The sequence below is a fragment of the Curtobacterium sp. MCSS17_016 genome (assembly GCF_003234255.2).
In the GTDB taxonomy this organism is placed as follows: domain Bacteria; phylum Actinomycetota; class Actinomycetes; order Actinomycetales; family Microbacteriaceae; genus Curtobacterium; species Curtobacterium flaccumfaciens.
Genome location: NZ_CP126254.1, coordinates 1,365,260 through 1,378,087 on the forward strand (window position 1 = coordinate 1,365,260; position 12,828 = coordinate 1,378,087).

Genomic DNA, 12,828 nt, shown 5'->3' on the forward strand with positions numbered 1-12,828 from the left:
GACCGGGGCGACACGGACGGCGCGCACCGCCCGCCACCACGCACCCCCGCGTCACCCGCACCCCTCCGGGTACGGCAGACTCAACGGACAAGCATCCAGGAGTGATCGTCATGTTCGTCGCCGCCATCGTCTTCCTCGTCATCGCGCTCGTCGCGCTCTTCTTCCGAACACGCACCTACTCCACCCCCGCACGACCGGCCACACCCGGTCGCGAGGCACGTCCCGCCGTCCCGACCCGCCGCCCGAACCTCATCGCGACGTGGACCGCGGCCGCCGCCGGCGTCCTGTTCGTCGGGCTCACGCTCGGCAGCACCCTGTACGCGCAGGACACGGGCGAGTCGAAGGTCCAGGTGGACATCTCCGGCAACATCGTCGGGCAGACCACGGACTCCGGGTTCCACTTCAAGGCACCGTGGGCCACGCTCCACACGTTCAACATCCGGAACCAGACCGTCACCTACATCAACGCGGTGAACGGCTCCGACTCGGACAACAACGGCAACGTCCGCTCCGGCCCGTACGTCACGGTGCAGGACCAGGACGGCGTCTCGTCGAACGTCAGCCTGAACCTGCAGTACAGCATCGACGCGAAGTCGGTCACCGACATCTACCGGTCGTACAAGACCGAGGAGAACTTCAAGACGCAGTTCATCGGCAACTCGGTGCGCAGCGTCGTCCGCCAGGTGCCGAACGACTTCACCACCATCGAGCTCATCACCAAGCGCGGCACCGTCGAGAAGGCGATGATCCAGGCGCTCGAGACGCGGTGGAAGGGCTCGGGTGTGCACGTCGACAACTTCGCCCTGCAGGAGATCACGCCGCCGAAGTCGGTCATCGACGCGTACGCCACCGCGCAGCAGGCGCAGATCCAGGTCACGAAGGAGCGCGCGCTCCTGGATGCCAAGAAGGTGCAGGCGCAGCAGCAGGTCGCCGAGGCGCAGGGTCAGGCCGACGCGAACGAGGTCCTCAACGAGCACCCGCTCTCCGACGCCGCGCTCAAGCAGCGCGAGATCGAGGCGCTCAAGAGCGCCGGCGACAACGGCTCGCTGATCGTCGTGCCGCAGGGCACCGACAACATCCTCAGCCTGCCGGGGACCTCGGGTTCGAAGAGCAAGTGACGGCGTCGGGCCCCTGCGCGGCGCTCAGTGCCCGAGTTCGACCAGGAACACGCCGACGATGATCAGCGCGATCCCGCCGAGCATGAGCGCCGTGAGCGGTTCCCGGAAGAGCACCCGTCCGAGGACCGCGGTCAGGGCGACGCCCGTCGCGGCCCAGATGCCGTAGGCGACCCCGATCGGCAGGCCGAGCGTCAACGCCACCGCGAGCAGGCTGAACGCGATGAGGTACCCCGCGACGACGGCGACGTACCAGATGCGTTTGCCGTCCGTCGCGAGCTTGAGGCTGATCGTCGCGCCGACCTCGGTGACGATCGCGATCGCGAGCAGGACCCACCCCATCAGCGGGCTTCCTGCTCGCGACGTGCGAGCGCCCGCTGGGACCCGATCTCGACCAGGAGCACGCCCACCGCGATGAGCGCGATCCCGATGATCATCGTGAGGGTCAGGGCCTGCCCGAACAGGACGGCGGCGAGCACCGCGGTCAGCGCGACCCCGGACGCTCCCCAGATGCCGTAGGCGACCCCGACGGCCATGCCGCTCCGGAGCACGCGGATGAGCATGACGAAGGCGGTGACGTACCCGACGGCGACGACGGCGTACCAGGCGGGTTGCTCGACGGCCGCCTGCATCGACAGGGCACCCGTGACCTCGGCGACGATCGCGATCCCGAGGAAGAGCCACTTCACGAGGCAACTCCGCCGACGAGGCTGGCGATCGCCCGAGCCGCCGTGGCGACGGTCTCGGAAGCGGCGGTGTCGTCGCGGTCAGCGAGCCACGACCCGCTGACGCCGTCGGCGGTCGCGATGAGCAGGCGAGCGACCTGCTCGACGGGTACCACCCACGTGATCCCGTCCTCGTCCGACCAGGCGTCGACGTGGATGCGGACGGCCTCGAGGTACGCCCCTTGTTCCCACGCGGCGAGCTCTGCCAGGTCGGCATCGCGACGGGAGTGCGTGACGAGTTCGACGAGGGCGAGCGCGGTCGCCGGGTCGCTCCGGGTCCGTCCGAGGTGCGCCGTCAGGCCGACGGCGATCCGCGCCCGTGGGTCGAGCCGTCTGCTCGGCGTCGCGAACGCGGCTGCCATGGCACCGCGCAGCTGCCGTTCGAGCACCGTCCGGAACAGCGCCGACTTCGAGGCGAAGCAGTAGTGGAACGCGCCGTGCGGCAGGCCGGCGGCCGTGGTGACGGCACGCGTCGTGAGCGCGGCGATCCCGCCGTCGCGCAGGACGGCGATCGCGGCGTCGACGAGTTGCTGCCGCCGCTCCTCGATGCTGCGGTGCTCTTGGTGGAGGGTCATGGACCGACCGTACTGCCGGACTTGGCCAGGTGGCCAAGTCCGGCAGTGAACTGTCAGGGACGGACGGACGGGAGGCACGGTGCCAGCTGGCGCCGTGCCTCCAGTCAGTCCGCGTGGCGGGGTCCAGGGCCCCGCTCAGGCCGCGCCGTGACTGGCGCGGCTGCGCCGCGAGAGCGAGTCGATGATGACGGCCAGCAGCAGGACCGCGCCGGTGATCATGTAGCGGATCGACGAGTCGAGGCTCAGCAGGGTGAGCCCGTTCGAGATCGACTGGATCACGATGATGCCGAGCAGTGCCGACCAGGCGCTGCCACGGCCACCGAACAGGCTGGTCCCGCCGATGACGGCTGCGGCGATCGCGTTGAGGTTCGTGTCCCCGGCGCCGGACGACAGGCTCGCCGAGTTCAGGCGGGCGGCGGCGAGGATGCCGCCAACGGTGGCGAAGAGCGAGGTCAGCATGAACACCGAGATGTAGATGCGGTTCACCCGGATGCCGGAGCGCCGTGCGGCCTCGACGTTGCCACCGACCGCGAAGACCGAACGGCCCCAGCGGGTGCGCTTCAGCACGAAGTTCATCAGCACGACCAGCACGATGAAGAACACGAACGAGGTGCCGGTGCCGAAGTCGCGCGACAGGTACCAGACCATCAGCGCGAGGCCGAGGAACAGGGCGACGGCCTTCACGACGGTCAGGGACATCGCTCCGGTCGACAGTCCGGCACGACGGCGACGGGCAGCGCGACGGACCTCGGTGAAGAAGAGTCCTCCGGCGGCCAGGACGGCGAGCAGGTACGCGAGCCACGGCGGCAGGTACGAGGCCGAGGCGAACTGCACGATCGGGGAGTCGTACGGCAGGTTGATCGAGCCGTTCGGTCCGAGGATGAGCAGCTGCAGCCCGAGGAACCCGAGCAGACCGGCGAGCGTGATGACGAAGCTCGGCACCCCGAAGCGGGTGAACAGCAGGCCGTAGAGCAGGCCGGCGGCGGCACCGACGGCCAGGGCGACGGTGAGCACGAGCCACAGCGGCCAGCCGAGCGTCGTGAGCCCCTGGCCGAGGATCGCGGCGGAGAGCCCGCTGACGCTGCCGACGGACAGGTCGATCTCGCCGAGCAGCAGCACGAGGACGATGCCGATCGCGATCGTGCCGACCGCGGCGCACTGCAGGGCGAGGTTGACCAGGTTGCCCGGGGACAGGAAGTCGGGGGAGAGCGCCTGGAACACCGCCCAGATGACGATGAGCCCGACGACCACCGGCAGCGAGCCGATGTCACCGCCGCGCACCCGGCGGACGAACGCCTTCGCCGCGCCGCCGATCCCCTGGTCGCGCAGGAGCCGCTCGTCCTGCAGGTCCGCGGCCGAGGGCGTCGGGGTCGCTGCGGTGAGGGTCTCGTCGGTCTTGCTCATGCGCTGGTCTCCTGCTCGGTCCGGGCGGCGGCGCGGCGGGTGACGGCGTTGTCGGTGGCGCCGGTGATGGCCGCGATGATCTCCTCGTAGGAGACGTCGTCGATGCGGAACGTGCCGTTGTTGCGCCCGAGCCGCAGGACCGCGACCCGGTCGGCGACGGCCTGCACGTCCGCGAGGTTGTGGCTGATGAGGACGACGCCGAGCCCGCGCTCGCGCAGGCGTTCGACGAGGTTCAGGACCTCGGCGGTCTGCGCGACGCCGAGTGCGGCGGTGGGCTCGTCGAGGACGACCACCTGCGGGTCGCCGATCAGCGAGCGGGCGATCGCCACGGTCTGCCGCTGCCCACCGGACAGCGACGCGATCGGGATCCGCACCGACGGGATCCGGGCGGCGAGCTGCTGGAGGAGCTCCCACGAGCGGCGCTCCATCTCCTCTTCGTCGAGGAAGGGGTGGGCGATCTCGCGACCGAGGAACAGGTTCGAGACCACGTCGAGGTTGTCGGCGAGGGCGAGGTCCTGGAACACCGTGGCGATGCCGAGGGTCTGGGCCGCCGCGGGGTTCGGGACGCTGACCTCGTCGCCGCCGAAGGTGATCGTGCCACCGTCCGGCGTGTAGACCCCGGCGAGGATCTTCACGAACGTCGACTTGCCGGCGCCGTTGTCGCCGACGATGGCGACCACCTCGCCCGGGTAGACGTCGAAGTCGATGTCGCTGAGGGCCTGGACGGCGCCGAACCGCTTGGTGATCCCGCGCAGGGACATCACCGGGTCGGCGGAGGGGTGTGCTGCTGGTGACGCGTTGCTCACGGGTGTCGTGCTCACGGGTGTCGTCCTCGATCGGTGAGGCCCGCCCGGTCCGCAGTCGGACCGGGCGGGCAGAGGGGGTCGGACCTACTTGATGCCGGCGCTGTCGCAGGCCGACATGTACTGCGCGGTGCAGATCTTCGACACCTCGTACAGGCCGTCCTTGACGACCGTCGACTGGACGTTGTCCGTGGTGACGGCGACCGGGTCGAGCAGCGTCGACTGGACGCTGGCGCCGCCGGCGGTGTCGACGGTGGTGTCGCCCTTCGGGGTCTCACCCTTGGCGAACTGGATCGCCAGGTCGGCGGCCTTCGACGCCTCGGGCTTGAAGGCCTTGTAGACGGTCATGTACTGCTCACCGGCGAGGATCCGCTGGATGCCCGCGAGCGAGGCGTCCTGCCCGGTGACGGGCGGGAGCTCGGTGACGCCGGCCGACTTCAGCGCCGCGATGACGCCGCCGCCGGTGTCGTCGTTCGCCGCGTAGACGCCGGTGATCTTGTCCTTGCCGAGCTTGCTGATCTGGCCGGCTGCCCAGTCCTGCGCCTTGGCGGGGTCCCACCCGGGAGTGTCGTACTCGGCGAGCACCTTGTAGCCGCTGTCGTCGATGACCGAGTGGGCGCCCTTCTTGAACTGCGAGGCGTTGTTGTCGGTGGGGGAGCCGTTCACCATGATGATGCCCGAGCCCTCCGGGACCTTCTTCGCCTTGAGGGCGTCGACGAGTGCCTGGCCCTGCAGCTCACCGACCTTCTCGTTGTCGAACGAGATGTAGTAGCTCAGGTCGGGGCTGTTGATGAGCCGGTCGTAGGAGATCACCGGCACCTTCTTGGCCTTCGCCTGCTGGACGATGGACGCTGCGGCCTCGCCGTCGAACGGGTCGAGGACCAGGACCTTGACGCCCTGCGTGAGCATCGACTGGGCCTGCTGCAGCTGCTTCGACGCGTCGCCGTCGGCGTTCGCGTAGATGACCGAGCAGCCGCTGCACTGCTTCTTCACCTCGGCGGTGAAGAGCGGGCGGTCGGCGCTGGCGTAGCGGGCGGTGACGGAGTCGGGCAGGAGCAGGCCGATCTTGGCCTTCGACGCGTCCCCGCCGCCCCCGCCGGAACCGGTCCCGGCGTCCGCGCCGTTGGAACAGCCCGCCAGGGTGGTGATCGCGAGCAGCAGGGCGCTGACGCCCAGCATCGCTCGTGTGGTGGATTTCTTCATTGAAACGTCCTCCAACAGTGGACCGCCCCCATCGGCGGTGCCCTGAGTGTGACAGCGAGCGTTCTTGGCTGCAAGAGTTGAACGCAAGGACCGCGTGCCGTGACGAAAACGTTATCCGGAGGGCGCGGGGCGGCCAGGCCAGCGGCGGGGCGGCCACGTCGGCGGGCGCGTGGGGCCCGGCAGGGAGCGTCTCCGCTCAGCGTGCGCGCGTCACGTCCACGGCTTCGATCGCCAGCGCCAGCGCGCCGGTCACCGAGGCCTTCTCGCCGAGCTGCCCCTGCACCACGTCCGGCGTGCCGTCCACGTCGACGATCAACGACGACTCGAGGGCGTGCCGCATCGGGCCGAGCAGGAGTTCCCCGGCTCGTGCGAACTCGCCCGTGACCACCACCCGCTCCGGGTCGAGGACGTTGCAGAGGCCCACCGCCGCCGAACCGATCGCGCGCCCGGCGTCCGCCACGGCACGCATGCAGACCTGGTCGCCGCCCATCGCCCGCAGGATCAGGTCCGCCAGCTTGAGGGTGCCGACCTCGTCTCGGACGCCCTCGAGCACCGCGGGCGCGCCGGCGATCGCCTCGAGGCACCCGCGGTTCCCGCACCGGCACAGGGGCCCGTTCGGCAGGACGGGGGTGTGCCCGAACTCGCCGGCGATGCCGTGGTGCCCACGGAACAGGTGCCCGCCCAGCACGAGTCCGGCGCCGATGCCGTTGCCGACGTCGAGCGTCACCACGGTGTCGCGGCCGCGGGCCGCCCCGCTCCGGTGTTCGGCCAGGGCGGCGAGGTTGGCGGAGTTGTCGACCTGCACGGGCTTGTCCATCCGCCGGGCGAGCGACTGGCCGAGCGCGACGCCGTCCCAACCCCGCAGGATCCCACCGCGCGCCGTCATCCCGGTGCGGGCGTCGATCGGGGCGGCCACGGCCAAGCCGACGGCGAGCACCTCGTCCATCGACGACTCGATCGACTCCACCATGTCCAGCACGAGCAGCGCGGTCTTGTCGAGCTCGGCGTCGGCGCGGTGGTCGCGGGCCAGGGGCATGTGCCGCTCGGCGAGGACGGCGCCGTTCAGGTCCGACAGCGCCAGCCGCAGGTGCCGCGGCGAGACGTGCACCCCGGCGACCAGCCCGAGGCCGTGCGGCAGGGTCACGCGGAGCGCCCGACGGCCGCTCGAGGTGCTCGGCGTCGCGTGCAGGGCACCGGTCGCGACGAGTTCCTTGACGATGTTCGAGACGGTCGCGGGGGAGAGTCCGGTCACCCCGGCGAGCTCGACCTGCGTCAGCCCGCCGTGCCGCTTCACCGCGCTGACGACCCGGCCCCGGTTGGCTTCACGCAGTGAAGCTTGGTTCCCCGGACTGCGGCGCGGCTCTGACACGGGGACAGCGTAACGGGCGGGTCCGGAACGCTCGCCGTGACGGCCTGGAGGCACGGTGCCAGCTGGCACCGTGCCTCCAGGCCGTGGGTGGTCGCGTCCACCGCCCGCATCCGTCGTCAGGCGCGTCGCGCCGCCCGGTCGAGGCGCGGGGTCGGGATGCCCAGGGTGGCGGCGGTCCGTCGAACGTCCTCGAGGACCGCCAGGGGTTCCGCGGCGGTCGGGTCGTCGTGCGCGGCGAGGCTCGCGCGCGCGATCGGGACGCGCGCCGTGGCCGCGGCGACGAGCGTTGCCGTCGTCCCCGGCAGTCGGACGGGCAGGGTCGTGGAGCGGTGTCGGGAGAGGTCGACGCCCCGTGCCTCCAGGACCGGCAGGAGTTCCCGACCGATCAGGAACGCCTCGCGGAGCGCCTGCCGATCCCCGACCATCGTTGCCAGGCCACCGCTCTGCAGAGCCTGTGCGAACATGCCGGCGTCGAGCACGAAGTGCAGCCACAGCCATCCGCGGATGTCGTCCTCGTCCTGCACGGTGAACCCCGCCCGCTGGAACACCGACCGCACCAGCTCCCGCCGGTCCGGAGCCGTGCCGGTCGTCCCGAGCCGGACCGAACGGAGGACGGCACCGTGCAGGACCCCGTCGGCGTCGAACCCGCCGCCGGCGCCCGGGAACCCGAACAGCACCCGGTCCGCGGCGAGCGGTGCGACCGCGGCGAGGGGTTCGTCCCACACGTTGCCGAGGACCAGCACCGTGGCGTGCCCGATGTGGGGCGCCAGGGTGGCGACGGCCTCCTGCAGCCGGTGGTGGCCGACGCTGAGGACGACGAGGTCGTACGCGTCCGCCGTGTCGACCGACTCGACCAGTCGCGTCGGCGACGTCGATCGGGTGCGCCGACCCAGGGGTCCGCGGCGACCGTCGATGACGTCGGTCTGCACGCTGTCGCCGTACTCGGCAGCACGCCCCGGCCGCACCAGGTGGTCGACCTGGTGCCCGGAGTGCTGGAAGGCCTGGCCGTAGATCGTGGCGATGACGCCCCGGCCGAGCATGAGGATTCGCATCAGGCACCTGTCCGCTAGTCTGGAGACGATCTCCACTTTGAAGATATGGAGATTGTTTCCACTTGTCAAGGAGCGCCCGTGCCGGTCGAGGAACCCCTGCCTGCCGAGAAGCCGATGCGCGCCGACGCCCGTCGGAACCGCGACGCGATCGTGGCCGCTGCCCGGACGGCGTTCGAGCGTGACGAGCAGCTCCGGTTCGACGACTTCGCCGGACGCGCGGGAGTCGGCGTCGGCACCCTCTACCGACACTTCCCGACACGCGAAGCGCTGGCGGCTGCGGTCTACCGGGGTGAGGTCGACGTCCTCTGCCGCCGTGCTCGTGACTCGACGCGACCAGCGGCCGAGAGCCTCGACGACTTCCTGCACGGGTTCGTGGAGTACGTGGTCGACCACGCGGGGCTCGCGCGCACCCTCGCCGCCGTCGTCGACGCCACCACGCAGGCCGAGGGCGGGGGAGACCTGGAGCGGACGCTCGCCGAGCTGATGGCGCGCGCTGCTGCCGACGGCACCATCCGGTCCGACGTCGCCCCCGGGATGGTGCTCATGCTGCTGCACGGCATCGGGGCCGGGATCGATCGCCCCGGGTGGGCGACGGAAGCCCGTGCTGCCGCCGACCTGATCTCCCGCGGTCTCCAGGCCCGCTGATCCGGCGCTTCAGCGCAGGTTCCGGAACGTCGCACGGACGTCGTCGACGAGCAGCTCCGGCTGTTCGAGCATCGCGAAGTGCCCGCCGCGCGCGACCTCGTTGAAGAACACCAGGTCGGTGTACCGGCGCGCTGCCCAGCGGCGCGACCGGCGGACGTACTCGCCCGGCATGATGCTCAGGCCGACGGGTAGGGTCAGTGGCTCCTCGACGGTGCCGGGGGTGGCCCAGCCGGTGCGGGTCGCCTCCCAGTAGATGCGCGCCGCGGACGCGGCGGTGTTCGGCAGCCAGTACAGCATGACGTCGTCGATGATCTCGTCGAGCGGGAAGAGCCGTTCGGCATCGCCGTGTTCGTCGTGGGAGCCGCCGACGTCCTGGAACATCGCGTAGATCCACGACGCCAGCCCGACGGGGGAGTCCGCCAACGAGTAGCCGATGGTCTGCGGGCGGGTCGACATCTGCTGCGAGTAGGCCGACAGCTCCCGCCAGTAGTGGCCGCTCTCCTGCAGCATGACCTGCTCGTCGGGAGAGGCGTTCCGGGCTTCGTCGTCGGTCGGCATGAACAGCGCCATGTTGAGGTGGATCCCGGCGAGCCCGATGTCCCCGGCGGCCTGCAGGGCTGCGAGCTCCGCGGTGACGGTGGCGCCGAGGTCGCCGCCCTGGGCGAACCAGTCCGTGTACCCGAGCCGGGACATCAGCACCGACCAGGCACTCGCGGTCCGGGCGTTGTTCCACCCGGTCGTCGTCGGCTTCCCGGAGAAGCCGAACCCGGGCAAACTCGGGATCACGACGTGGAACGCGTCCGCCGCGTCGCCGCCGTGCGCCACCGGGTCGGTGAGCGGACCGATCGCGTGGCGGAACTCCAGGACGGAACCGGGCCAGCCGTGGGTGAGCAGGAGCGGGCGGGCACCGGGGACGGCGGACCGGACGTGCAGGAAGTGGACCTCGAGCCCGTCGATGTGGGTCGTGTGCTGGCCCCAGCCGTTCAGTAGCGCCTCGGTCCGGCGCCAGTCGTACTCCGTCGTCCAGTGTTCGACGAGGGCGCGGACCTTCTCGAGTCGGGGTCCCTGCGAGGTGTCCTCGACGGTCTCGGCATCGGGCCAGCGGGTGGTCAGGAGACGCCGGCGCAGGTCGTCGAGCTCCGCCTGGGGGATGTCGAGGGTGAACGGGGTGATGGCTGCAGTGTCCGACATGGGGTCCTCGAGTGCTCGGCGTCGTGACGGCTGTCCGTCTTGATCGCAGATGATCTTTGCACAAGACGATCTTGTTCCGGTACGGTCTCCGGTATGGACAGTCCGACGCCGACCGACGCACTCCCCGAGATCGACTGGGGTGCTGAGGGCATCGAATCCGAACTCGGGTGGGCGCTGCCGCTGGCGCTCCAGGGCTTCACACGGCTGGGCAGCGAGGCGGTCGCCGACGTGCCGGGTGGTCCCCGTGGTTACCAGGTGCTCGTCGCGATCACCACCGAGGAGCCGTCGTCGCAACTCGGGCTTGCGCAGCGCCTCGGGATCGACAAGACCCAGATGACCTACATCGTCGACGCGCTCGAGGCGGGCGGGTTCGTCGAACGCAGCCCCGCCCCGACCGACCGGCGGGTGCGGCAGGTCCACCCCACCGACGCCGGCCGTGCCCTGCTCGCCCGGACGCGGTCCGCCCTGCGCGGCGCCGAGGGCGTGCTCATGCGGCACCTCGACGACGACGAACAGACGACACTGCGCCGGCTGCTGGCCCGCGTCGCGCTCACCGCCGGGCTCGGCACCGCCGGACCGGACCAGGCGGACCCCACGTTCCAACACCCCCTCGCCGTCCCGGAGCGATCCCGACGGCGCACCGCGACGACCACGTCGACCACCACTGCAGTGAGGCCCCGCCCATGACCACCACCATCCTCGTCGCCGGCGCCACCGGCGACCTCGGGCACCGCATCGTCCGCGAGCTCACCCAGCACGACGTGCGGGTCCGGGTCCTCACCCGGCCCGGCAGCAGGACCGCCGCAGAACGCTTCGGCGACGACGCCCGTGTCGACGTCGTCGCCGCCGAGTACGGCGACCACGACGCCCTGACCCGGGCCGTGAGCGGCGCCGACGTCGTGGTCTCCGCCGTGAGCGGGACCCGCCCGGTGATCGTCGACGCCCAGCGCGCGCTGCTCGCGGCGACCGTGGCGGCGGGCGTCCGGCGGTTCATCCCGTCCGACTACTCGGCTGACTACCGGCGGATCACACCCGGCACCAACCGCAACTTCGAGCTGCGGCGCGAGTTCGCCGCCGACCTCGATGCGGCCCCGGTGCAGGCGACCTCGATCCTGACCGGCATGTTCACCGACCTGCTGACCGGCGAGGCCCCGATGATCCTGTCCGGCCGTCGGCTCGTGCTGTTCTGGTCGTCGGCGGACCAGGTGCTCGACTTCACCACGAAGGACGACGTCGCGAGGGTCACGGCCCTCGCTGCCCTGGACGACGATGCTCCGCGGGTGATCGAGATGGCGGGTGACCAGGTCACCGCACGCGACGTCGCACGCACCATGAGCGAGCTGACGGGGGAGCGCTTCCGGCTGCAGTGGGCCGGCACGACCGGGACCCTGTCCGCGATGAGCGCCGTCGGCCGGCGCCTGTCGAAGAACCCTGACGAGACGTTCCCGGCATGGCAGGGGATGCAGTACTTCGTGAGCATGTTCAGCGGGCAGGCGCAGCTGCACCACGTCGACAACGACCGCTACGGCGTGCAGTCGTGGACGAGTGTCCGTGACGTGCTCCGCGCGCACCTCAGTGGGCAGGGCCACCCGGCGACGGACTGACGGGCGCGGTGTGCGGTCGTCGGCGACGGAGCAGGAACACGAGCCCGACGACGACGACCGGCACCAGCGCGAGTGCGGCGAGCCAGACGAGGACGTCCCACTCCGGTGAGAGCGGCACGCCGAGCGTGCTCGACGAGGTCCGCCAGACCTGGTCGCCGGGCCCCTCGTGCTCGTCCATCCCCGTGACCGGGAACAGCAGTGCCGTCACGACCGCCCAGCCGACCAGCACCACGACGGCGATCAATGTCCACGGGCGAGGACTTGCCGCAGGGCCTGTGCGCGTCATCGGACGGCCCTGCAAGACCGGACCGCCCGGACGATCTGCCAGCCGCAGACCGCGAGCACGACGGCGCCGGTGACAGCCGCGACCCACGTGCCGGCGACTCCGATCATCGGCGTGGTCGTGCAGGAGGTCGCGCCCGCTCCGGGGACGGCGTCGAGACAGGTGGTCGTCTGGACCAGCAGCAACATCGACACCGTCACGGTGACGACCACCGCGACCGTGGCCCACCCCACCACTCGTTCCACCGTGCGCTCCGTCCTGCCTGCCATCGGTGGCTCAACCATGCCGCACGCCGGGCCGGACCGGTGTCTCGATCCGGCAACGACTCGACCGTACCGACAGGCGGACGGGAGGACCGGTGTCAGCTGGCACCGGGCCTCCCGTCCGTCAGCCGCTCACGGTGACCGCATCGCTCGCGCCCGACTGATCGCCACCACCTGCGGGTGGTGGCGGTCAGTCGGTCAGCAGCGTGTAGACCTTCGCGATGACATCGCCCTCGATGAAGCAGATGTCCATGCCGGACACGACGGGCGGTGCTCCCTCGGGGCCGAAGTGCCAGGCGAGGTATCCCATCCCGTGGTTCTCGTAGACCGGGCCGGCCGGCGAGAACACGAACCCGGGGGCGTCGTCGAGCAGGCGCTGCGCCTTGGCGTGCAGGGCGTCGTGGCCGGTGACGACCTCGTCAGGGTCCAGGAATTCGACGTCCGGAGCGTACGTCCGCTCGATCGCGGCGCGGCGACGCTCGGGGTCCCGCTCCCCGAACACCTCGAACAGGTTCGCGTGCATGAGCGATTCGAGCGGTTGCGACATCGTGTCTCCGTCGGTTGTCGGCTGTTCGGTCGAGTGTGCGTGAAGCGGG

General features: G+C 70.9%; 16 protein-coding genes. 4 read left to right on the forward strand and 12 right to left on the reverse strand.

The features are described from left to right. The first annotated feature begins 110 nt into the window (after window positions 1-110). Window positions 111-1,118: an SPFH domain-containing protein gene (locus DEJ19_RS06585; RefSeq protein ID WP_152377666.1), complete on the forward strand. Its 1,008-nt coding sequence runs from the start codon at window positions 111-113 to the stop codon at window positions 1,116-1,118. A gap of 24 nt (window positions 1,119-1,142) precedes the next feature. Here the strand turns inward: DEJ19_RS06585 and DEJ19_RS06590 are convergent, their stop codons facing one another. The 8 genes from DEJ19_RS06590 to DEJ19_RS06625 all read right to left on the reverse strand — a co-directional run bounded on the left by DEJ19_RS06590 (window position 1,143) and on the right by DEJ19_RS06625 (window position 8,246). Continuing rightward, the gene (locus DEJ19_RS06590) at window positions 1,143-1,457 is read right to left on the reverse strand and encodes a DMT family transporter (RefSeq protein WP_111233754.1); all 315 of its coding nucleotides are present in this window, start codon (window positions 1,455-1,457) and stop codon (window positions 1,143-1,145) included. Then, on the reverse strand, window positions 1,457-1,804 hold the full coding sequence (locus tag DEJ19_RS06595) for a DMT family transporter (protein ID WP_083389444.1): 348 nt from the start codon (window positions 1,802-1,804) through the stop codon (window positions 1,457-1,459). The genes DEJ19_RS06590 and DEJ19_RS06595 overlap by 1 nt, the downstream gene beginning before the upstream one ends. Next, window positions 1,801-2,415, reverse strand: coding sequence for a TetR/AcrR family transcriptional regulator (locus DEJ19_RS06600; RefSeq protein WP_111233753.1), 615 nt, complete (start codon window positions 2,413-2,415; stop codon window positions 1,801-1,803). The genes DEJ19_RS06595 and DEJ19_RS06600 overlap by 4 nt, the downstream gene beginning before the upstream one ends. Before the next feature lie 135 nt (window positions 2,416-2,550). Continuing rightward, a complete protein-coding gene (locus DEJ19_RS06605) occupies window positions 2,551-3,819 on the reverse strand; it encodes a sugar ABC transporter permease (protein WP_111038919.1) in 1,269 nt (422 codons plus the stop codon). Continuing rightward, window positions 3,816-4,580, reverse strand: coding sequence for an ATP-binding cassette domain-containing protein (locus DEJ19_RS06610; RefSeq protein WP_110864792.1), 765 nt, complete (start codon window positions 4,578-4,580; stop codon window positions 3,816-3,818). Before DEJ19_RS06610 ends, DEJ19_RS06605 begins: the two co-directional genes overlap by 4 nt. 129 nt (window positions 4,581-4,709) lie before the next feature. Further along, entirely contained in the window at window positions 4,710-5,825 is a 1,116-nt protein-coding gene (locus DEJ19_RS06615; protein ID WP_111233752.1) for a sugar ABC transporter substrate-binding protein, read from the reverse strand. 196 nt (window positions 5,826-6,021) lie between these two features. After that, the gene (locus DEJ19_RS06620; RefSeq protein WP_027464817.1) at window positions 6,022-7,194 is read right to left on the reverse strand and encodes an ROK family transcriptional regulator; all 1,173 of its coding nucleotides are present in this window, start codon (window positions 7,192-7,194) and stop codon (window positions 6,022-6,024) included. Between the two features lie 116 nt (window positions 7,195-7,310). Further along, the gene (locus DEJ19_RS06625) at window positions 7,311-8,246 is read right to left on the reverse strand and encodes a ketopantoate reductase family protein (RefSeq protein WP_111233751.1); all 936 of its coding nucleotides are present in this window, start codon (window positions 8,244-8,246) and stop codon (window positions 7,311-7,313) included. Between the two features lie 78 nt (window positions 8,247-8,324). Between DEJ19_RS06625 and DEJ19_RS06630 the strand changes: the two genes are divergently transcribed. Then, window positions 8,325-8,891: a TetR/AcrR family transcriptional regulator gene (locus DEJ19_RS06630; protein WP_111233750.1), complete on the forward strand. Its 567-nt coding sequence runs from the start codon at window positions 8,325-8,327 to the stop codon at window positions 8,889-8,891. A 9-nt stretch (window positions 8,892-8,900) separates the two neighbouring features. Here the strand turns inward: DEJ19_RS06630 and DEJ19_RS06635 are convergent, their stop codons facing one another. After that, the gene (locus DEJ19_RS06635) at window positions 8,901-10,082 is read right to left on the reverse strand and encodes an epoxide hydrolase family protein (RefSeq protein WP_111233749.1); all 1,182 of its coding nucleotides are present in this window, start codon (window positions 10,080-10,082) and stop codon (window positions 8,901-8,903) included. A gap of 93 nt (window positions 10,083-10,175) precedes the next feature. Here DEJ19_RS06635 and DEJ19_RS06640 point away from each other — a divergent pair, with 93 nt between their 5' ends. Together DEJ19_RS06640 and DEJ19_RS06645 are read left to right on the forward strand one after the other, a co-directional pair. After that, window positions 10,176-10,769: a MarR family winged helix-turn-helix transcriptional regulator gene (locus tag DEJ19_RS06640; RefSeq protein ID WP_111233748.1), complete on the forward strand. Its 594-nt coding sequence runs from the start codon at window positions 10,176-10,178 to the stop codon at window positions 10,767-10,769. Continuing rightward, the gene (locus DEJ19_RS06645) at window positions 10,766-11,686 is read left to right on the forward strand and encodes an NmrA family NAD(P)-binding protein (RefSeq protein WP_111233747.1); all 921 of its coding nucleotides are present in this window, start codon (window positions 10,766-10,768) and stop codon (window positions 11,684-11,686) included. Before DEJ19_RS06640 ends, DEJ19_RS06645 begins: the two co-directional genes overlap by 4 nt. Here the strand turns inward: DEJ19_RS06645 and DEJ19_RS06650 are convergent. The 3 genes from DEJ19_RS06650 to DEJ19_RS06660 all read right to left on the reverse strand — a co-directional run bounded on the left by DEJ19_RS06650 (window position 11,655) and on the right by DEJ19_RS06660 (window position 12,779). Beyond that, window positions 11,655-11,918, reverse strand: a complete 264-nt coding sequence (locus tag DEJ19_RS06650; protein WP_220035334.1) for a hypothetical protein — start codon at window positions 11,916-11,918, stop codon at window positions 11,655-11,657. The genes DEJ19_RS06645 and DEJ19_RS06650 overlap by 32 nt on opposite strands. Window positions 11,919-11,968: 50 nt before the next feature. Beyond that, complete coding sequence (locus DEJ19_RS06655; RefSeq protein WP_181441582.1) at window positions 11,969-12,238, reverse strand: hypothetical protein; 270 nt, start codon at window positions 12,236-12,238, stop codon at window positions 11,969-11,971. A 184-nt stretch (window positions 12,239-12,422) separates the two neighbouring features. Next, on the reverse strand, window positions 12,423-12,779 hold the full coding sequence (locus DEJ19_RS06660; protein WP_258375917.1) for a nuclear transport factor 2 family protein: 357 nt from the start codon (window positions 12,777-12,779) through the stop codon (window positions 12,423-12,425). Window positions 12,780-12,828: the final 49 nt, after the last annotated feature.

Excerpts from the sequence above, each read along its gene's own strand:
- DEJ19_RS06585 (WP_152377666.1), top strand. The coding sequence starts at position 111 with ATGTTCGTCGCCGCCATCGTCTTCCTCGTCATCGCGCTCGTCGCGCTC.
- DEJ19_RS06590 (WP_111233754.1), bottom strand. The coding sequence starts at position 1,457 with ATGGGGTGGGTCCTGCTCGCGATCGCGATCGTCACCGAGGTCGGCGCG.
- DEJ19_RS06600 (WP_111233753.1), bottom strand. The coding sequence starts at position 2,415 with ATGACCCTCCACCAAGAGCACCGCAGCATCGAGGAGCGGCGGCAGCAA.
- DEJ19_RS06605 (WP_111038919.1), bottom strand. The coding sequence starts at position 3,819 with ATGAGCAAGACCGACGAGACCCTCACCGCAGCGACCCCGACGCCCTCG.
- DEJ19_RS06610 (WP_110864792.1), bottom strand. The coding sequence starts at position 4,580 with ATGTCCCTGCGCGGGATCACCAAGCGGTTCGGCGCCGTCCAGGCCCTC.
- DEJ19_RS06615 (WP_111233752.1), bottom strand. The coding sequence starts at position 5,825 with ATGAAGAAATCCACCACACGAGCGATGCTGGGCGTCAGCGCCCTGCTG.
- DEJ19_RS06625 (WP_111233751.1), bottom strand. The coding sequence starts at position 8,246 with ATGCGAATCCTCATGCTCGGCCGGGGCGTCATCGCCACGATCTACGGC.
- DEJ19_RS06635 (WP_111233749.1), bottom strand. The coding sequence starts at position 10,082 with ATGTCGGACACTGCAGCCATCACCCCGTTCACCCTCGACATCCCCCAG.
- DEJ19_RS06640 (WP_111233748.1), top strand. The coding sequence starts at position 10,176 with ATGGACAGTCCGACGCCGACCGACGCACTCCCCGAGATCGACTGGGGT.
- DEJ19_RS06645 (WP_111233747.1), top strand. The coding sequence starts at position 10,766 with ATGACCACCACCATCCTCGTCGCCGGCGCCACCGGCGACCTCGGGCAC.
- DEJ19_RS06655 (WP_181441582.1), bottom strand. The coding sequence starts at position 12,238 with ATGGCAGGCAGGACGGAGCGCACGGTGGAACGAGTGGTGGGGTGGGCC.
- DEJ19_RS06660 (WP_258375917.1), bottom strand. The coding sequence starts at position 12,779 with ATGTCGCAACCGCTCGAATCGCTCATGCACGCGAACCTGTTCGAGGTG.